General features: G+C 65.9%; 18 protein-coding genes. 12 read left to right on the top strand and 6 right to left on the bottom strand.

The annotated features are described in order from the left end of the window. Position 1 precedes the first annotated feature (1 nt). Both ASF45_RS25130 and ASF45_RS25125 read left to right on the top strand, forming a co-directional pair. On the top strand, positions 2-877 hold the full coding sequence (locus tag ASF45_RS25130) for an ATP-binding protein (RefSeq protein WP_056669715.1): 876 nt from the start codon (positions 2-4) through the stop codon (positions 875-877). After that, the gene (locus ASF45_RS25125; RefSeq protein ID WP_056669712.1) at positions 874-1,341 is read left to right on the top strand and encodes an NUDIX domain-containing protein; all 468 of its coding nucleotides are present in this window, start codon (positions 874-876) and stop codon (positions 1,339-1,341) included. The genes ASF45_RS25130 and ASF45_RS25125 overlap by 4 nt, the downstream gene beginning before the upstream one ends. A gap of 4 nt (positions 1,342-1,345) precedes the next feature. Here the strand turns inward: ASF45_RS25125 and ASF45_RS25120 are convergent, their stop codons facing one another. The 6 genes from ASF45_RS25120 to pilB are packed head-to-tail and all read right to left on the bottom strand — an operon-like array spanning position 1,346 to position 6,870. Continuing rightward, positions 1,346-1,549, bottom strand: a complete 204-nt coding sequence (locus tag ASF45_RS25120) for a DNA gyrase inhibitor YacG (RefSeq protein ID WP_056669709.1) — start codon at positions 1,547-1,549, stop codon at positions 1,346-1,348. 1 nt (position 1,550) lies between these two features. Continuing rightward, entirely contained in the window at positions 1,551-2,306 is a 756-nt protein-coding gene (zapD, locus tag ASF45_RS25115) for a cell division protein ZapD (RefSeq protein ID WP_056669706.1), read from the bottom strand. 25 nt (positions 2,307-2,331) lie between these two features. Further along, on the bottom strand, positions 2,332-2,931 hold the full coding sequence (gene coaE, locus ASF45_RS25110; protein ID WP_056669703.1) for a dephospho-CoA kinase: 600 nt from the start codon (positions 2,929-2,931) through the stop codon (positions 2,332-2,334). 1 nt (position 2,932) lies between these two features. Then, on the bottom strand, positions 2,933-3,895 hold the full coding sequence (locus tag ASF45_RS25105; protein WP_056669700.1) for an A24 family peptidase: 963 nt from the start codon (positions 3,893-3,895) through the stop codon (positions 2,933-2,935). After that, positions 3,895-5,112, bottom strand: a complete 1,218-nt coding sequence (locus ASF45_RS25100; protein ID WP_056669696.1) for a type II secretion system F family protein — start codon at positions 5,110-5,112, stop codon at positions 3,895-3,897. Before ASF45_RS25100 ends, ASF45_RS25105 begins: the two co-directional genes overlap by 1 nt. 24 nt (positions 5,113-5,136) lie before the next feature. Beyond that, on the bottom strand, positions 5,137-6,870 hold the full coding sequence (pilB, locus tag ASF45_RS25095) for a type IV-A pilus assembly ATPase PilB (protein WP_056669693.1): 1,734 nt from the start codon (positions 6,868-6,870) through the stop codon (positions 5,137-5,139). 123 nt (positions 6,871-6,993) lie between these two features. Here pilB and ASF45_RS25090 point away from each other — a divergent pair, with 123 nt between their 5' ends. From ASF45_RS25090 to ASF45_RS25045, 10 genes are all read left to right on the top strand, one after another. Beyond that, complete coding sequence (locus ASF45_RS25090) at positions 6,994-7,812, top strand: PEP-CTERM/exosortase system-associated acyltransferase (protein ID WP_235581034.1); 819 nt, start codon at positions 6,994-6,996, stop codon at positions 7,810-7,812. After that, entirely contained in the window at positions 7,809-8,816 is a 1,008-nt protein-coding gene (locus ASF45_RS25085) for an NAD-dependent epimerase (RefSeq protein WP_056669687.1), read from the top strand. The genes ASF45_RS25090 and ASF45_RS25085 overlap by 4 nt, the downstream gene beginning before the upstream one ends. Before the next feature lie 228 nt (positions 8,817-9,044). Further along, complete coding sequence (locus tag ASF45_RS25080; RefSeq protein WP_369802166.1) at positions 9,045-9,653, top strand: XrtA/PEP-CTERM system exopolysaccharide export protein; 609 nt, start codon at positions 9,045-9,047, stop codon at positions 9,651-9,653. A 3-nt stretch (positions 9,654-9,656) separates the two neighbouring features. After that, the gene (locus ASF45_RS25075; protein WP_056669684.1) at positions 9,657-11,222 is read left to right on the top strand and encodes an XrtA system polysaccharide chain length determinant; all 1,566 of its coding nucleotides are present in this window, start codon (positions 9,657-9,659) and stop codon (positions 11,220-11,222) included. A gap of 7 nt (positions 11,223-11,229) precedes the next feature. Beyond that, on the top strand, positions 11,230-12,144 hold the full coding sequence (locus ASF45_RS25070; protein ID WP_056669681.1) for an XrtA-associated tyrosine autokinase: 915 nt from the start codon (positions 11,230-11,232) through the stop codon (positions 12,142-12,144). Positions 12,145-12,369: 225 nt separating this feature from the next. After that, positions 12,370-13,806, top strand: coding sequence for a TIGR03016 family PEP-CTERM system-associated outer membrane protein (locus ASF45_RS25065; RefSeq protein WP_162244054.1), 1,437 nt, complete (start codon positions 12,370-12,372; stop codon positions 13,804-13,806). 3 nt (positions 13,807-13,809) lie between these two features. Beyond that, entirely contained in the window at positions 13,810-14,892 is a 1,083-nt protein-coding gene (locus tag ASF45_RS25060; RefSeq protein ID WP_056669675.1) for an XrtA/PEP-CTERM system-associated ATPase, read from the top strand. Continuing rightward, positions 14,889-15,746, top strand: coding sequence for an XrtA system polysaccharide deacetylase (locus ASF45_RS25055; protein WP_056669672.1), 858 nt, complete (start codon positions 14,889-14,891; stop codon positions 15,744-15,746). Before ASF45_RS25060 ends, ASF45_RS25055 begins: the two co-directional genes overlap by 4 nt. 8 nt (positions 15,747-15,754) lie before the next feature. After that, entirely contained in the window at positions 15,755-16,792 is a 1,038-nt protein-coding gene (locus tag ASF45_RS25050; RefSeq protein ID WP_056669669.1) for a FemAB family XrtA/PEP-CTERM system-associated protein, read from the top strand. Between the two features lie 6 nt (positions 16,793-16,798). Beyond that, complete coding sequence (locus ASF45_RS25045) at positions 16,799-18,034, top strand: TIGR03087 family PEP-CTERM/XrtA system glycosyltransferase (RefSeq protein ID WP_056669667.1); 1,236 nt, start codon at positions 16,799-16,801, stop codon at positions 18,032-18,034. The last annotated feature ends 3 nt before the right edge of the window (positions 18,035-18,037 follow it).

Here is an 18,037-nt window from a genome sequence, read left to right as displayed (position 1 = left end):
GATGAACGAAGCCTTCGAACGCATGCTCGCGCGGGCCGAGCAGCTCATGGCGCGCATCGAGCGCGTGCTGCCGGCACCGTTGTCTGAACCCGACTGGAATGCTTCCATCGCCTTCCGCTACCGCAAGCGCAGCTCCGGCCACGCGCTGCTGGAGCCGGTGCGCCATGTGGGCGCGATGCGCCTTTCGGATCTGCAGGAGATCGACGGCCAGAAGGAAAAGATCCAGCGCAACACGCTGCAGTTCGTCGAAGGCAAGCCTGCCAACAACGTGCTGCTGACGGGCGCGCGTGGCACGGGCAAGTCCTCGCTGATCCGCGGCTGTTTGCACGAGTACGCGCCGCGCGGCCTGCGTTTGATCGAGGTCGACAAGGCCGACCTGGTAGACCTGCCCGACATCGTCGAGGTCGTGGCCCAGCGGCCCGAGAAGTTCATCATCTTCGCCGACGACCTCAGCTTCGAGGACGGCGAGCCTGGCTACAAGGCGCTCAAGTCCATCCTGGACGGGTCGGTGGCCGCGTCGACGCCCAACGTGCTGATCTACGCGACCAGCAACCGCCGCCACCTGCTGCCCGAGTACATGAAGGAAAACCTCACGTACAAGCACACGGACGACGGCGAGCTGCACCCGGGCGAGGTGGTCGAGGAGAAGATCTCGCTGTCCGAGCGCTTCGGCCTGTGGGTCAGCTTCTACCCGTTCACGCAGGACGAGTACCTCGTCATCGTGGCCCAGTGGCTGCGCTCCTTCGGCGTGCCGGATGCGGCTGTCGAGGCGGCGCGGCCCGAGGCCCTGGTCTGGGCGCTCGAGCGCGCTTCGCGCAGCGGCCGTGTGGCCTACCAGTTCGCGCGCGACTACGCGGGCCGGCACGCAGCGGCATGAGCAGAGCATTGGTTGCCGATGGCGACCGGCCCCGCGAGGGCGGGCCGGACCGCCAAGCCGTCGATGTCGCCGTGGGCGTGCTGCTCGATGCCGAAGGCCGGTTCCTGCTGACCTCGCGCCCCGAGGGCAAGGTCTACGCAGGCTACTGGGAGTTCCCGGGCGGCAAGCTCGAAGCGGGCGAGACCGTGGAGCAGGCACTGCGCCGCGAACTGCTGGAGGAGATCGGCATCGTGATCGCTGCGGCCGAGCCCTGGCGCGTGGAGCTCGTGGACTACCCGCACGCGCTGGTGCGGCTCAACTTCTGCAAGGTGTGCGCCTGGACAGGCCAGCTGGAGATGCGCGAAGGCCAGCGTTTCGCCTGGGCCACGCTGCCGGTGGCCCAGTCACCGGTGCTGCCGGGCGCGTTGCCGGTGCTCGACTGGCTGGCGGCGGAGCGCGGCTTCTCGGGCGCGACCTGCGCCTGAACGGCTACTGAAGCCGGGGATCGCCGAAGGGCTGGTCGTCCGGCGGCGTCGGATCGGGCACGGCGAAGCTCTCGCTGGCCCAGGCGCCAAAATCCAGATTCTTGCAGCGCTCGCTGCAGAACGGCCGGAAGGCATTGCTGGGTGCGTACAGGCTCTTGCCCTTGCAGGTCGGGCACGTCACCCAGCGTGCCGAAGGATCGCTGGCCATGTCAGGCGCAGAGCGCGACTTCGAAGGCGGCATCGTCGCTGGCCTGGTGCAGCTTGGCATCCTCGCCCAGGCGCATGAGCCGCACCGAGACCATGAGCCGGTTGCCGCTGATCTCGGGCACCAGGCCGAGCGTTGGGTCGATGCGCAGGCGCATGAGGTTGTAGGTCCGGCCTTGCGGCAGGTTCTGCTGGAACTGGCCCGCCAGCGCCATCACCTTCTGCGGCGCGCCGGAGTCGCGCAGCATCTTGAGCAGGTGCTGGATGGATTCGGCCAGCGGCGCCAGCGTGGTGCTCCACCCGGCGATGGCTTGGCGGCGTACGTCCGCAGGCTCGTGCTGCCAGGCATAGTAGGCCGGCAAGTCGAAGCCGCAGGTGCCGCCCGGAATGCTCACGCGGCTGCGTAGGCTCATGAGCCAGTCGTTCTCGGTCAACGGTTGGCCGGCCTTGCCAGGCTGCTCGTGCAGCGCCGTGAAGCACTGTTCCAACTGCCCGATCACGTCTTCGAGCACGCGCTGGTCGATGGCGGGGTTCTCGCGGTAGCCGGCCAGCTGGCTCTTGTGGCGCTCCAGGTCCTTGAGCACGTCGGACTTGAGGTCGGCGCGGGCCGCCACGTCCATGATCTCGAACAACGTGACCAACGCGAAATGGTGGTCGACAGGGTGCTCGCGCGGCATCAGTTCAACCAGACGGCGAAACAGGTGCTCCAGGCGCAGGTATGTGCGGACGCGTTCGTTGAAGGGGTACTCGTAAAGGATCACGCTCTGGACTTCCGTTCGCCGCCGATCATAGCCCGAAGGCCTCAGCGAACCGATGGACGGCATTCCGCAATGCGTCCAGGGAGATGCCATCGTTGTAAATGACTGTGTCGGCCGCGGCCAGCCGCTCTGCGCGGGAAGCCTGTGCGGCCATGATGGCGCGCACGGCCTCCTCGGTGAGGCCGCTGCGGGCCATCACGCGCGCGACCTGCGTCTCGGGCCTGCAGTCGACCACGAGCACGGCATCGAGCAGGGCGCGCCAGCGGCCCGACTCGACCAGCAGCGGGATGTCGTACACCACGCAGCCGTGGCCGGCCGCGCGCGCGGCCTCCAATTGCTGGCGGCCCAGCTCGCCGACGAGCGGGTGCACGATGGCTTCGAGCTGGCGCTTGGCGGCCGGATCGCGGAAGGCGAGTTCGCGCATGCGGGCGCGGTCGAGCGCGCCATCGGCGGTGATCAGTGCGTCGCCGAACTCCGCGCGGATGGGCGCGATGGCCGCGCCGCCCGGCGCCGTGACGCTGCGGGCGTTGGCGTCGGCATCGATCAATGCAGCGCCGCGCTCGACCAGCATGCCAGAGACCGTGCTCTTGCCGCTGCCGATGCCGCCCGTCAATCCGAGGGTCTTCATGTCAGCCCCAGGGGAAGGCGAACGGCGCGAGATGCCGGACCTGGTTGGGGCCCAGCACCAGGCACAGAAGGCCAGCGCCGGCAAGGAAGGGCCCGAACGCGATGGGCACGTCCTTGTGCGCGAGCCGGCCACGCAGCAGCAGCGCGCCGCCGAGCAGCGCTCCGACGATGGACGACAGCAGCAGGATGGCCAGCAGATGGTCGGCGCCCAGCCAGCCACCCAGGGCCGCGAGCAGCTTGAAGTCGCCATAGCCCATGCCTTCCTTGCCCGTGAGCAAGCGGTAGGCGTGGAAGAAGCCCCAAAGCACCAGGTAGCCGGCTGCCGCGCCCCAGACGGCCGCCGACAGCGGGATGGTCCAGCCCAGCACGCTGGCCAGCAGGCCCGCCCACAGCAGCAGGTAGTTGAGTTGGTCGGGCAGCAACTGCGTGTCCAGGTCGATCAGGAACTGGCACAGCAGCAGGGCAGCGAACAGGGCCCAGGCCGCCGCCACCGGGCCCAGGCCCCAGCGCCAGGCGCACAGCGCGAAGACGGCGCCGGTCGCCAGTTCGACCAGCGGGTAGCGCCAGCCGATGCGGGTGCCGCAGGCCGAGCAGGCGCCGCGCAGCGCGAGCCAGCTCAGCACTGGCAGGTTCTCGTACCAGCGGATCTGGTGGCCGCAGGCGCGGCAGCGTGAGCGCGGGCGCACGAGGTCCAGCGGCGCCAGCGCGTCCAGTGCCTTGCCGGCCGCCTCGGCGCTGGCGTACAGGTGCGGCGGCGGGGTGGCCTTGCCGCCGAACACGAGGTCCCACAGCGAGGTGGGCACGCCCATCTGCGGATCGGCCGCCATCAGGTTGTCGGCAGATTCGCGCAACCAGCCGCGGTACATCATGGCCGGCACGCGGTAGACCACCACGTTCAGGAAACTGCCGATGAGCAATCCCAGGACGCCGCCGAGCGCGGCGTCCAGCCAGGCGGTACCGGGCATCAGACGACTTGGCCGAGCTTGAAGATCGGCAGGTACATCGCGATCACGATGCCACCGATCAGCCCGCCCAGGAACACGATGATGATGGGCTCCATGAGGCTGGACAGGCCGGCCACCATGTCGTCGACCTCTTCCTCGTAGAAGTCGGCGGCCTTGCCGAGCATGTGGTCGATGGAGCCCGATTCCTCGCCGATTGCGCACATCTGCAGCACCATGCTCGGGAACACCTTGGCGTTGGTCATGGCCGCAGTGAGGCTGGTGCCGACCGAGACCTCCTGCTGGATCCTCTCGGTGGCCACGGCATAGACCGAGTTGCCGGAGGCGCCCCCGACCGAGTCCAGCGCTTCCACCAGCGGCACGCCGGCGGCGAACATGGTGGCCAGTGTCCGCGTCCAGCGCGCGATGCAGGACTTCTCGATCAGCACGCCGAAAACGGGCGCCTTGAGCAGCAGGCGGTCCATCACCTGCTGCACACGCTCGTTGCGTCTCCAGGCCTGCATGAAGAAGTACAGGCCGCCGCCGATGCCGCCGAAGATCAGCCACCAATACGAAACGAAGAACTCGCTGATGGCGATCACGAGCAGCGTGGGCGCCGGCAGGTCTGCGCCAAAGGAGCTGAACACTTCCTTGAACGCCGGGATCACGAAGATCATGATGACGGAGACCACGACGAATGCCACCACGATCACCGAGATCGGGTACATCAGCGCCGACTTGATCTTGGACTTGATGGCCTCGGTCTTCTCCATGTAGGTGGCCAGCCGGTCCAGCAGCGCCTCCAGGATGCCGGCGGCCTCGCCGGCTTCGACGAGGTTGCAGTACAGGCTGTCGAATTGCAGCGGGAACTTGCGGAAGGCCGCGCTCAGCGAGCTGCCGGTCTCCACGTCCATGCGCACGTCGTTGAGCAGCTTGGTCACGCTGGCGTTGGCATTGCCGCGGCCCACGATGTCGAAGGCCTGCAGCAGCGGCACGCCGGCCTTCATCATGGTGGCCAGCTGGCGCGTGAAGATGGCGATGTCCTTCGGCTTGATCGACTTGCCGCCCCGCATGCGGCGCTTCTTGATCTTGGTCGGGAACACGCCTTGGCGCCGCAGCGAGGCCTGCACCTGGTTCTCGCCGGCCGCGCGGGTCTCGCCGCGCACCTGCTTGCCATTGCGGTCCTTGCCCTCCCACTCGAAGACAAACTCCTTGACGTCCCTGGAAACTGCGGTGGCCATAGATTCTCTCGGCGGTGGACGTGCTTACTCGTTGCTGACGGCCAGCACTTCCTCGAGCGAGGTGATGCCTTGCTTGACTTTGTGCAGCCCCGATTGCCGCAGCGAGCGGACGCCCTCGCGCTTGGCCTGCCGATCGATGTCCAGCGCACTGCCGTCGGCCAGGATGATTTGCTGGATATCCTCGCTGATCGGCATGACCTGGTAGATGCCGACACGGCCCTTGTAGCCGTTGTTGCACTGGTTGCAACCGACCGGGTGGTAGGGCTTCCAGCTGCCGTCCAGGTCCTTTTCTTCGAAGCCGGATTGCAACAGCGTCTCGCGCGGCACCTCGATGGGCTGCTTGCAGTTGTTGCACAGCCGGCGCGCCAGCCGCTGGGCCGTGATCAGAATCACGCTGGAGGCGATGTTGAACGGCGCAATGCCCATGTTGCGCATGCGCGTGAGCGTGGTGGGCGCGTCGTTGGTGTGCAGCGTGGACAGCACCAGGTGGCCGGTCTGCGCCGCCTTGATCGCGATGTCGGCGGTTTCCAGGTCGCGGATTTCGCCGACCATGATGATGTCCGGGTCCTGCCGCAGAAAGGACTTCAGTGCGGCGGCGAAGGTCAGGCCCGCCTTCTCGTTGACGTTGACCTGGTTGACGCCCGGCAGGTTGATTTCCGAGGGGTCTTCGGCCGTCGCGATGTTGACGCCGGGCTTGTTCAGCAGGTTCAGGCAGGTGTACAGCGACACGGTCTTGCCCGAACCGGTCGGCCCGGTGACCAGGATCATGCCGTAGGGACGGCCGATGGCGTGCATCAGCCGCGCCTTCTCCTCGGGGTCGTAGCCCAGGGCGTCGATGCCCAGCTTGGCGCTGCTCGGATCCAGGATCCGGATCACGATCTTCTCGCCGAACAAGGTGGGCAGCGTGCTGACGCGGAAGTCGATCACGCGCTCCGGACCGATCTTGAGCTTCATGCGGCCGTCCTGCGGCACGCGCTTCTCGGAGATGTCCAGCCGCGAGATGACCTTGATGCGCGAGGCCAGCTTGTCCTTGATGGCCACCGGCGGCGCGGCGATCTCGCGCAACTCGCCGTCGATGCGAAAACGCACGCGGTAGTTGTGCTCGTAGGGTTCGAAGTGCAGGTCGGACGCGCGCATGCCGAAGGCATCGAGCAGCATCTTGTGCAGGAACTTGACGACCGGGGCGTCCTCCACCTCGGACTGCGCCGCCGTGTCGGTGGTCTCGGTCGCGGCGGCCACGCTCGCCTCGTCGAACTCGAAGTCCCCGCCGACCAGGTTCTGCAGCGTCGTGTCGACGCGGCCCACGCCGGACTCCAGCATGCGCGAGAGCTTGTCGTACTCGGCGATGACCCAGTCCACCACCAGTTGGGTGGCGAACTTGATCTTTTCGGCCGCTTCCTGGTCGGACGGGTCGGCCGTGGCCACGGCCAGGCGGTTGCCGCGCTTGGACAGCGGCACCACCCGGTACGCGTGGCAAATCTTCGCGTCCAGCAGATCCTTGGGCAGGCGCTGCGGATCCAGCGCATCCAGATCGAGCACCGGCGCGCCGAAGGCCGACGACATGGTGTGGGCCAGGTCGAACGGCGACACGGCACCCGAGCCGGTCAGCTCGGCGATGAAGCTGGTGCGGCCGCTTTGCGCCTTGCGGTACAGGTCTTCGGCCGCCTTTTGCCCCAGTTTCCCTGCGGCGATCAAGGCCCTGCCAAGCCCGGGCAGGGCCACACCGGGAGCGTTCTTTGCCGTGTCGACTGCAGCCATAGCCTCAAAATGTAGCAAAAGCCCGGTGGTCCAGACGCATCTTCGCCGTTAGGATCTGTGCTGTAAACGAGCAGTGTTGCCGGCGAACCTCACCATTTTGTGAGCGAGTCCACAGATTTGACGGTGGTCGTGGCGCTTGTGTACGGGGTGGTCGCTATGCTCGGCTTCTGCCGACGCCAGCACCCGGAGCCTTCGATGTCCAGACTCAACCTTGCCGACAACTTCAACCGCTTCTTTTCCGTCGCTCCGGCGTTGACGGAAAAGGAGGAGAACGACGTCTTCTTCATCCGCCACGATGTCTATGCGCGCGAGCTGGGCTTCGAGCCGGTGCGGCCGGACCAGCGCGAAACCGACGCCTACGACGTGCGCTCCATGCATTGCCTGATGCGCACCGCCGAGACCTCGCCGCGGCTGGTGGGCTGCGCGCGCGTGATCCTGACCGACCCGGCTGCGCCGGATTCCCTGCTGCCGTTCGAGAAATCTTGTCGCGATTCCCTGTTCCGCGACCAGATCGATCCTTCGCGCCTGCCGCGTGACCGGATCGCCGAGGTGTCGCGGCTGGCCGTGCTGTCGGATTTCCGGCGCCGTCGTGGCGAGGACCACAAGGAGGTGGCGCTGGACGTGAGCGACTTCGGCGATGCGCAGCAGCCCCGCTTCCCGTACATCCCGGTCGGCCTGTACATGGCTTCGGTGCTGATCGCCCGGCGCCACAACATCGAGTACCTCTTCACGCTGACGGAGCCGCGACTGGCCGAGCACTTCGCCAAGCTGGGCGTGGAAATCGTGCCCATCGGGGCGCCGGTCGAGCACCGGGGGACGCGGGTGCCGTCCTTGATTCGTGCGGTCACCGTGGAAGCCGGGTTGCGCCTGATGATCCGCCCCTTGTGGAAGGCCATCGAGACCCAGTTGGACAGTGCCTATGCGCAAGGAGGCCAGGCGTGAAAGTTCTGGTGACGGGGGCGGCGGGCTTCATCGGTGCGCATGTGGCACAGCGTCTGCTGGCACGCGGGGACGAGGTCGTGGGCCTGGACAACCTGAACGACTACTACGACGTGTCGCTCAAGGAGAGCCGCCTGGGGTTGCTGCAGGGGCTGCCCGGTTTTTGTTTCGACCGTCTGGACGTGGCCGACCGCGACGGCATGGCGTCCCTGTTCGCGCGGCATGGGTTCGATGGTGTGGTCCATCTGGCGGCGCAGGCCGGTGTGCGCTACTCGCTGCGCAATCCGCATGCCTATGTGGACAGCAATCTGGTCGGCTTCGTCAACGTGCTGGAGGGCTGCCGCCACCACAAGGTGCGCCATCTGGTCTATGCGTCCAGCTCCAGCGTCTATGGTGGCAACACCAAGATGCCGTTTGCCGAGGCCGATGCCGTGGACCATCCCGTGAGCCTGTACGCCGCCACCAAGAAGGCCAACGAGTTGATGGCCCACACCTACAGCCATCTGTACGGGTTGCCGACCACGGGGTTGCGCTTCTTCACCGTCTATGGACCCTGGGGGCGCCCCGACATGGCGCTGTTCCTGTTCACCAAGGCCATCCTGGAGCAGCGGCCCATCGAGGTCTACAACTTCGGGCAGATGCAGCGCGACTTCACCTATGTCGACGATGTCGCGGACGGCGTGCTGCGGGTGCTCGACCGGCCGGCAAGCCCGGACGCTGCGTTCGATGCCGCGCACCCGAATCCGGCCACCAGCCAGGCGCCCTACCGCGTGTTCAACATCGGCAACCGCAATCCTGTGCCCTTGCTGGATTTCATCGGCTGCATCGAGCAGGCGCTGGGGCGGACGGCGGAGAAGCGCCTGCTGCCGCTCCAGGATGGTGATGTGCTCGCCACCTATGCCGATGTGCAGGCGCTGGGCGACTGGGTGGGGGCGGTGCCGGCAACGCCGCTGGAGCAGGGCATCGCCCGCTTCGTTGCCTGGTACCGAAGCTACTACCGCGTGTGAGCCAGTGCGCCGTTGCGCGGCGCAACATACTTGGCACTTATGTGCATTTGTCGCGCGAATCGCGCGTGCTGCGCGCAGAGAATCGATGGCTTCGCCGCTGGTCACAGCCTGTGAACCGCTGGCCGGAACGTCGCAATCGTGCGGGGGGAAGTGCGCTATAGTGCCCCGCTCGAAGAACTGTTGCCCGAATACTGTAGGGGATTTGCCTTGAAACTTCATCACGCTGCGATTCGAGGCTTGATCAGCAAGCTTGGACTTTTCCTCACGGCGATCATTCTCGTGGGATGCGCCTCCAATAGATACCCAGCCGCGCCGACATTGGCCGCATCTGGCGACTATAACTACATTATCGGTCCGGGTGATTCGCTCAATATCATCGTCTGGCGCAATCCGGAGTTGTCGATGAGCGTTCCGGTGCGGCCCGATGGCAAGATTTCCACGCCGTTGGTCGATGAATTGATTGCCCAAGGCAAAAACTCCACAGAGATTGCGCGCGAAATCGAGCAGTTGCTGGGCAAGTTTGTGCGCGATCCGGTGGTGACCGTGATCGTGACGTCGTTCGTCGGCCCCTACAGTGAGCAGATTCGTGTGGTTGGTGAGGCTGCCAAACCCCAGTTCCTGCCATACAAACAGAAGATGACGCTGCTGGACGTCATGATCGCCGTGGGCGGTCTGACCGATTTTGCCGATGGCAACGCGGCTTCGATCCTGCGCACTTCGGAAGGTGGAAAGCAATATTCAGTGCGTTTGCGTGATCTGGTCAAACGCGGGGAGATTTCTAACAACGTCGAGATGAAGCCCGGTGATATTTTGGTGATTCCGCAAAGCTGGTTCTGATCGATGGACGAGTTAATCAACCAGATTTCCACGTTCGCCAAAGGCGCGTGGAAGCATCGGTGGTGGGGGTTGCTGGCGGCGTGGGTTGTTGCCATTATTGGCTCGGCCGTCGTGCTGCGAATTCCTGACAAATACGAGGCTTCTGCGCGGATATTCGTCGATACCCAATCGATCTTGAAGCCGCTCATGTCGGGCCTGGCGGTGCAGCCCAATGTGAACCAGCAGGTCGTCATGTTGAGCCGCACGCTCATCAACCGGCCCAACGTCGAGAAGCTGGTTCGCATGGCCGACCTGGATCTCAACATCGACTCCCCGGCGGCGCGCGAGCGCTTGATCGATACCTTGATGAGCACGCTGGAGATCCGGGGCGCGGGCCGCGACAACCTGTACACGATCACCTACCGTGACTCCGTGCCACCGCGTGCACAGAAGGTCGTCCAGTCGCTGGTGTCGATCTTCGTCGAATCCAGTCTGGGCGATTCCCGCAAGGACACGGCGGCTGCACAGAAGTTCATTTCCGAGCAGATCCGTATGTATGAAACGCGACTGGAGGAAGCCGAGACGCGTTTGAAGGAATTCCGGCTGCGCAACATCGAACTACAGTCCGCGGCGGGCCCGGATGTCGCCTCCCGGATTGGCGAGTTGGGCGCCCAGTACAACAGCGCCAAACTCGAATTGGTGGAAGCCGAACGCGCGCGCGATTCCGCCAAGCGCCAGCTTGAGTCGGAGCGTGCACAGGTCGCCAAAGCGGCCAAGAGCGGTGATGCTGAACGCCTGTTTCCGACGCCGGAAATCGATGGCCGGCTGACCGAGCAAAAACGCAATCTCGACAACCTGCTGCAGCGCTACACGGAGCAGCATCCCGACGTCACAGCGACGCGGCGCTCGATCAAGGAGCTTGAAGAGCAGAAAAGCAAGGAGGTCGAGGCATTGCGCAAGGCGGCCGTGTCAGATCCGATCACGGGCTCCAACAGCAGCTTGGCGGTCCAGGAACTGGGGCGTTTGCTCGCCACGGCCGAAGTGCGGGTGGCGTCGCTGAGCGCGCGCGTCGCCGAGTTTGGCGCACGCTACGCCAGGGCGCAGGAACAGGCGAAGACGGCGCCACAGATCGAGGCAGAGTACGCGCAGCTGAACCGGGACTATGCGGTCAACAAAAAGAACTATGAGGATCTGGTGACGCGGCGCGAGTCCGCTTCCATGACGGGCAATCTGGATTCCGTCGCTGGCGTGGCGGATTTCCGCTTGATTGATCCACCGCGCGTGTCGCAGCGCCCGGTGGCGCCCAACCGGTCCTTGTTGCTGGTTGGGGCGTTGGTCGCCTCCTTGGCGGTCGGTGTGGCGGTGGCCCTGGCCCTGAGCCAGCTGCGTCCCGTGTTCCACAACGCGCATGCACTGCGCAACGCTGTCGCCTTGCCGCTCTTGGGGGTGGTGACCTTGGTCGTCAGCGACGAAGCCAAACGCAGTGAGCGCAGGAACCTTTGGAAGTTTGCGGCGGCTTCGGGCAGCTTGGTTGTCTGTTTCGCGCTGGGCATCGGCCTGATGGCCTTCATGGCCAGCAGGGCCGCTTGAGGATGGCATGAGTAGTCTGATCGAACAAGCGTCGCGGCGCCTAGAGCAGTTGCGGCAGGCGGGCGTGGCGGTGCCGGACATCGTCGCCGCCCCTGCTGCCGCTGCGGCACCGGTTGCGCCCGAGCCTGCGGCCCCGGCCCCGGCCCCGGCACGTCCCTCCGTGATCTCGCGCCAGGTGGATCTGGATCTGGATGCGCTGACGGCCGCCGGCTTCGTGAGCCCCAATGCGCCACGGTCCCAGATCGCCGACCAATACCGCGTGATCAAGCGTCCGCTCATTGCCAACGCGATGGGCAAGGGCACGACGCCCATCGTGAACGGCAACCTGATCATGGTCACGAGTGCGGTGGCGGGGGAGGGCAAGAGTTTCAACGCCCTGAATCTGGCGCTGAGCATCGCCACCGAATTGAACAACACGGTCATGCTGGTGGACGCGGATGTGGCACGCCCGTCGATCCTGCGCATGCTGGGATTGCCTGCCAGCCGCGGCCTGCTCGACCTGCTGGTCGACGACAAGGCTGACCTGTCCCAGGTGCTGCTGCGGACCAACATCGACAAGCTGACCCTGCTGCCCAGCGGTACGCCGCATCCGCGAGCCACCGAGTTGCTGGCCAGCGATGCCATGAACACGCTGATCGCCGACATTGCGCGGCGCTACTCGGACCGCATTGTCATCTTCGACTCGCCACCGCTGCTGCTGACAACGGAGTCCCGCGTGCTGGCCACGCACATGGGGCAGATCGTGGTGGTCGTCCATGCGGAGAAAACCTTGCGCAACGACGTGCAGCACGCCCTGGCCACCATCGAGTCCTGCCCTGTCAAGATGATGGTGTTGAACCAAGCCAAGGCGGGCGCCGGCGAGGGCTATGGCTACGGCGGTTATGGCCAGGGCTATGGCTATGGCTATGGCTATGGCAGCTGAGGCCGGTTGTCCATGCGGCAAGGCCTTCCCCTGATGCAGTTTCTTCGTCCAGCTTTCGCGCGGGAAAGTGGGTTGGCGCAGGCCTTGGTCGTGGCGGGGCTGTTTGGCGCTGCTTCGTTTGCCCACGGGCAAACCTCCAACGGGTTGTCGTCTGCGGCACCGGAGCCTTTGTCGGGGCGGCAAACGCCTGCAACCGAAGGCAGTGGGCAGAGCGACCGCCGACAGATGTCCCTGGTTCCCCGTGTTTCTGTGCAGGGCACCTGGACCGACAACGTCCACTCGCGTGGAGGCGTGGAGAAGGTCGCAGACTTCGTGACCTCGGTGAGCCCTGGCCTGCGTTTCACGGCCGAGGGCGATCGCCTGAAAGCGAATGTCGACTATTCGCTCACCCGGCTGCTGCACGCGCGCGAGCGGTCGCTGGACCGCAACCAGAATGCGCTGCGGGCGCTCGGCAGCCTGGAGGTGGCGGACAACTTCGCCTTTGTGGATTTCACCGGCAACATCTCACAGCAAACGATCTCGGCCTTCGGTACGCGTTCGGGCAGCGACGTGACGGACAACCAGAACCGGACTGAGGCGGCGCTGTATCGTGTGTCGCCCTACGTGCGGGGCCGGTTCGGCGACTGGTCCCAGTATGAGCTGCGCTATGGACGCACCGCTTCACGGACCAAGTCGAGTCTGGTCGCGGCGGACTACGACCTCGACGATCTGTCTTTGCGCCTGGCGAGCAACAACCAGCAGCGCGTGATCGGCTGGTCGCTCGATGCCAACCACCAGAAGCAGGACTACGCTTCGGGCCGCTCGTACGAATCCGACCGGGTGCGCGCGTTCCTGACCCATCCCTTCTCGCCGCAGCTGTCGATCTCGGTGATCCCGGGTTGGGAGTCGAACAACTACGCCTCGCAGGACAAGGAGAGCCACGCCACGTTCGGCGGGCAGGTCCAGTGGGCATTGTCCGAGCGCACGCGCTTTTCGGCCTTGCTGGAGAAGCGCTTCTTCGGCCGCGCCTACAACGTCAACTTCGAGCACCGCACGCCGCGCTCGGCATGGCGCTTCTCCGATTCGCGCGATGCGAGTTCGACGCCGAGCCAGGCCGGCTCCTTCAGTGTCGGCACGTTGTACGACCTGTATTTCTTCCAGTTCACCTCGCTCGAGCCCGATCCCGTGCGCCGTGCGCAGCTGGTCAATTCCTTTCTGCTGGCCAATGGCCTGGATGGCAGCACCAGCGTGGACCTGGGCTTCCTCAGCTCCTCCGTGACGCTGACGCGGCGCCGGGATGCCTCGTTCTCATTGATCGGCCTGCGTGACACGCTGAGTTTTTCGGTGTCGCAATCGGAGACCAGCCGCCTGCGGCAGGTGACCGCCGACACCGGTGAAGACCTGGGCAGTTCAAACTATGTGCGCCAGCACGGCTTGAACATCGTCTATTCGCGCCGCCTGACGCCGCAGTCCTCGCTCAGCGTTCTCGGCTCGATGACGCGGGCAGCCGGCCAGCAGAGCGGCGCGCAGAGCAGCGACCTGCGCTCGCTCAACATCAGCCTGTCGACCAAGCTCGGGCCGCACACGACCGGAACCCTGGGGCTGCGCCGGACGGTGTCCAGTGGCAGCCTGTCCTCCTACTCCGAATCCGCGCTGCGTGGCGGGCTCAGCTTGCAGTTCTGACTGATGTATGAAGCCTACTACGGCTTGAGCGGCAAACCGTTCCAGCTCAACCCCGATCCCACGTTCTACTTCGCCAGCAAGCAGCACCGGCGGGCCAAGGCCTACCTGGACTATGGCGTGCTGCGCAACGAGGGCTTCATCGTCATCACCGGCGAGATCGGTGCCGGCAAGACCACCATCGTGCGCGGCTTGCTGGACAGCCTGGACCCGAGCAAGGTCGTCGCCGGCAACGTGGTCAGCACCCAGCTGGAGGCCGAAGACACCTTGCGCATGGTGGCCGCGGCCTTCGGCGTGCGCACCAAGGACGCGAGCAAGGCCGATCTGCTGATGTCTCTGGAGGCCTTCCTGGTCGGCCAGACCGTGCAGGGCAAGCGCTGCCTGCTGATCGTGGACGAGGCGCAGAACTTGACGCAGTCCGCGGTGGAGGAATTGCGCATGCTGTCCAACTTCCAGTTCGGCAACCAGGCGCTGCTGCAGAGCTTCCTGGTCGGCCAGCCGGAGTTTCGCGACATCCTGCAGCATCCGCAGATGCAGCAGCTGCGCCAGCGCGTGATCGCGGCCTGCCACATCGGTCCGCTCGACCAGGAAGAGACGCAGGGCTACATCGAACACCGGCTCAAGTGCGCCGGTGGCACCGGGCGGCCGCATTTCGAGCCCGAGGCCTTCGTCGAGATCTTCAGCGCCAGCGGCGGCATTCCTCGGCGCATCAATGCGATCTGCGATCGGCTGTTGCTGCTGGGTTTCCTGAACGAAAAAGACACATTGACCGCCGAAGATGTGACCTCGGTGGCGCGGGAGATTCGCGAAGAATCCGGGCTGACCCAGTCGGGCCCGGCACCGGCGCAGCGGAGTTGGTCGACCACCCCGGTCGGCGATGAGGTCGTCGGCGGCCTGCAGTTCGATGCGGACGCCCTGGACGGCATGGAAGCGCAGATTTCCGGCCTGGACCAGGAGCAGCAGGGCGATCGCCTGCAGCGCCTGGAACGCAGCTTGCTCCGCCTGGAGCGGATCAACCTGGAGGTGCTTGCGATGCTGAAGAAACTCGTCGTTGCTGCGCGTCGTGGGGCAGAGGACAAGACACCATGACCGCCGCAGCACCGATCACCAATGCCCTGACCATCGACGTGGAGGACTATTTCCAGGTCTCTGCGTTCGCCCCCTACATCCGCCGCGACGAGTGGGAGACGCGCGAGTGCCGTGTCGAGCGCAATGTGCACCGCATTCTGGACATGCTGTCCGGCCATGGCGCCAAGGCGACCTTCTTCACGCTGGGCTGGATCGCGGAGCGCTATCCCCAACTGGTGCGCCGCATCGTCGCCGAAGGCCATGAGCTGGCCAGCCACGGGTACGGCCACGAACGCGCGAGCGACCAGAGCGAGCCGGACTTCCTGGCCGATATCCAGCGTGCCAAGCAGATCCTGGAAGACCTGGGCGGTGTGGCGGTTCAGGGCTACCGTGCGCCCAGCTTCTCGATCGGCACGCGCAACCTGTGGGCCTTCGATTGCCTGCAGGCCGCCGGTTACCAGTACAGCTCCAGCATCTACCCGATCCAGCACGACCACTACGGCATGCCGGACGCGCCGCGCTTCGCCCATGCCGTGCGCGACGGGCTGTTGGAGATTCCGGTCACCACGCTGCGCATGCTGCAGCGCAATCTGCCCTCCAGCGGTGGCGGCTACTTCCGCCTGTTGCCGTACGGCCTGTCGCGCTGGATGCTGCGCCGTGTGAACGCACAGGACCGCGAGGCCGCGATCTTCTACTTCCATCCCTGGGAGATCGATCCGGAGCAGCCGCGCGTGGCCGGCATCGATGCCAAGGCACGCTTTCGCCACTACGTGAACATCGACCGCATGGAAGCGCGCCTGGACCGCCTGATGGGCGACTTCAAGTGGGGCCGCATGGACGAGATCTTCCTGCGTCCTGCGGCCACGCCGGCCTGACCGTTCCCATGCTGACCATCCAACGATTGCAGCCCGGCGATGCCGAGGCGTACCGCCGCTGGGATGCCTTCGTGCACCAGTGCCCCGAAGCCAGTTTCTTCCACCGCGCCGGCTGGCAGACCCTGCTGCGCGACATCTTTCGGCACGACAGCCATTTCCTCTACGCCGAAGACGGCGGTGCGATCGTGGGCGTGCTGCCACTCGGCCACGTCAAGAGCCGCTTGTTCGGCAATGCGCTGGTCAGCCTGCCCTTTGGCGTCTATGGCGGCGTGGCGGCCAGCGATCCTGCGGCCGCGCAGCTGCTCGAGCAGGAGGCGCAGAGCCTGGCGCGCCGGCTTGGCGTCGACCATCTGGAGATGCGCAACGTGCAGCGCCGGCATGCCGACTGGCCGCTGCAGGACCTGTACGTCACGTTCCGCAAGAACATCGTCGCCGACGACGAGGCCAACATGCTGGCCATCCCACGCAAGCAGCGCGCCATGGTGCGCAAGGGCATCAAGAACGGCTTGCAGAGCAGCATCGATCCCAACGTGGACCGCTTCTTTGCGCTCTATGCCGACAACGTGCACCGCCACGGCACGCCGGCCATGTCCAAGCGCTACTTCCAGGCTCTGCTGACGACCTTCGGCCAGGACTGCGAGGTGCTCACCGTCACTTCACGCGAAGGCAAGCCGCTCAGCAGCGTGCTGAGCTTTTACTTTCGCGACGAGGTGCTGCCCTACTACGCCGGCGACGACGAGGCCGCGCGCGACCTGGCCGGCAACGACTTCAAGTACTGGGAGCTGATGCGCCATGCCGCGGCCCGTGGTGCGCGCGTGTTCGACTACGGCCGCAGCAAGCAGGGCACGGGCTCCTTCGCGTTCAAGAAGAACTGGGGCTTCGAGCCGCAGCCGCTGCACTACGAGTACCAGCTCTACAAGCGTGACGCGGTGCCGCAGAACAACCCGTCCAACGCCAAGTACCAGTTCGTGATCCGCACCTGGCGCCGCCTGCCGCGTGCGCTGGTCAATTTCGTCGGCCCGCACATCGTGCGCAATCTGGGCTGAACTCCGATGGCCACGCTGCTGTACCTGGTGCACCGCATGCCTTACCCGCCCAACAAGGGCGACAAGGTGCGCTCGTACCATCTGCTGCGGCACCTGCAGTGCTCGCACCGCGTGCTGCTGGGCACCTTCATCGACGATCCACAGGACGAAGCCCACCTGCCCGCGCTGCGCGCGATCTGCCCCGAACTGCATGTGGCGCCGCTGCAGCCGCGCCGGGCCAAGCTGCGCAGCCTGTCCGGCCTGCTGCGCGGCGAGGCGCTGACACTGGCCTATTACCGCGATGCAGGCCTGGCGCGCTGGGTGCGCGAGACGCTGGCGACCGAGACCATCGACGCGAGCGTGGTGTTCTCCTCGGCCATGGCGCAATACGCACCGGCGAACCTGCCGATGCTGGTGGATTTCGTCGATCTGGATTCGGCCAAGTGGACCCAGTACGCGGCGGCGCGCCCCTGGCCGATGTCCTGGCTGTACCGGCGCGAGGGCGAACGCCTGCTCGCGTTCGAGCGTGCCGTGGCGCAGCGCGCGCGGCGCTCGTTCTTCGTCACCCCGCAGGAGACGGAGCTGTTCCGCAGCCAGGCGCAGGGCAGCGGCGCAAACGTCGAGCCGCTGTGCAATGGCGTGGACGCGCAGTTCTTCTCTCCCGACCCGCAGCGCGCCTCGCCCTATGCGGCCGACGAACTGCCGCTGGTGTTCACCGGTGCCATGGACTACTGGCCCAACATCGATGCCGTCAGCTGGTTCTGCGCCGACATGCTGCCGGCACTGCGCCTGCGCTGGCCGCGCCTGCGCTTCTACATCGTCGGACGCAATCCCGCGCCGGCCGTGAGCGCGCTGGCGTCCGAGGCCGTGACCGTGACCGGCACCGTGGACGACGTGCGCCCTTACCTGCAGCACGCAGCGCTGGTGGTGGCACCGTTGCGGGTGGCACGCGGCATCCAGAACAAGATCCTCGAAGCCATGGCCATGGCCAAGGCAGTGGTGGCGACCGCGGAGTGCGCGCAGGCCATCGGTGCGCGCGCTGGCGTCGAGATGTTTCCGGCCGTTGACGCCGCCGGCTTCGTCGCCGAGGTCGAGACTTTGCTGGCCGATGCGCCGCAGGCCGCCGCCGCCGGCGTGGCGGCACGCGCCAAGGTGCTGGCCAGCTTCAGCTGGGACGCCCACCTCGCCGGCATCGACCGGCACCTTCCGACCACACCGGCCGCGACGGCCGTGACGGCCCCACCGGCACTGCTACCGACATGAGCG

It is taken from the genome of Pseudorhodoferax sp. Leaf265, from assembly GCF_001422365.1.
Lineage (GTDB): Bacteria > Pseudomonadota > Gammaproteobacteria > Burkholderiales > Burkholderiaceae_C > Pseudorhodoferax.
The sequence above is the reverse complement of the archived record's forward strand: the minus strand, read 5'-3'. Positions and strand labels throughout refer to the sequence as shown.

Coding starts and splice junctions, on each gene's coding strand:
- ASF45_RS25130 (WP_056669715.1), top strand. CDS start 2: ATGAACGAAGCCTTCGAACGCATGCTCGCGCGGGCCGAGCAGCTCATG.
- ASF45_RS25125 (WP_056669712.1), top strand. CDS start 874: ATGAGCAGAGCATTGGTTGCCGATGGCGACCGGCCCCGCGAGGGCGGG.
- ASF45_RS25120 (WP_056669709.1), bottom strand. CDS start 1,549: ATGGCCAGCGATCCTTCGGCACGCTGGGTGACGTGCCCGACCTGCAAG.
- coaE (WP_056669703.1), bottom strand. CDS start 2,931: ATGAAGACCCTCGGATTGACGGGCGGCATCGGCAGCGGCAAGAGCACG.
- ASF45_RS25105 (WP_056669700.1), bottom strand. CDS start 3,895: ATGCCCGGTACCGCCTGGCTGGACGCCGCGCTCGGCGGCGTCCTGGGA.
- ASF45_RS25100 (WP_056669696.1), bottom strand. CDS start 5,112: ATGGCCACCGCAGTTTCCAGGGACGTCAAGGAGTTTGTCTTCGAGTGG.
- pilB (WP_056669693.1), bottom strand. CDS start 6,870: ATGGCTGCAGTCGACACGGCAAAGAACGCTCCCGGTGTGGCCCTGCCC.
- ASF45_RS25075 (WP_056669684.1), top strand. CDS start 9,657: ATGGACGAGTTAATCAACCAGATTTCCACGTTCGCCAAAGGCGCGTGG.
- ASF45_RS25070 (WP_056669681.1), top strand. CDS start 11,230: ATGAGTAGTCTGATCGAACAAGCGTCGCGGCGCCTAGAGCAGTTGCGG.
- ASF45_RS25065 (WP_162244054.1), top strand. CDS start 12,370: ATGTCCCTGGTTCCCCGTGTTTCTGTGCAGGGCACCTGGACCGACAAC.
- ASF45_RS25060 (WP_056669675.1), top strand. CDS start 13,810: ATGTATGAAGCCTACTACGGCTTGAGCGGCAAACCGTTCCAGCTCAAC.
- ASF45_RS25055 (WP_056669672.1), top strand. CDS start 14,889: ATGACCGCCGCAGCACCGATCACCAATGCCCTGACCATCGACGTGGAG.
- ASF45_RS25050 (WP_056669669.1), top strand. CDS start 15,755: ATGCTGACCATCCAACGATTGCAGCCCGGCGATGCCGAGGCGTACCGC.
- ASF45_RS25045 (WP_056669667.1), top strand. CDS start 16,799: ATGGCCACGCTGCTGTACCTGGTGCACCGCATGCCTTACCCGCCCAAC.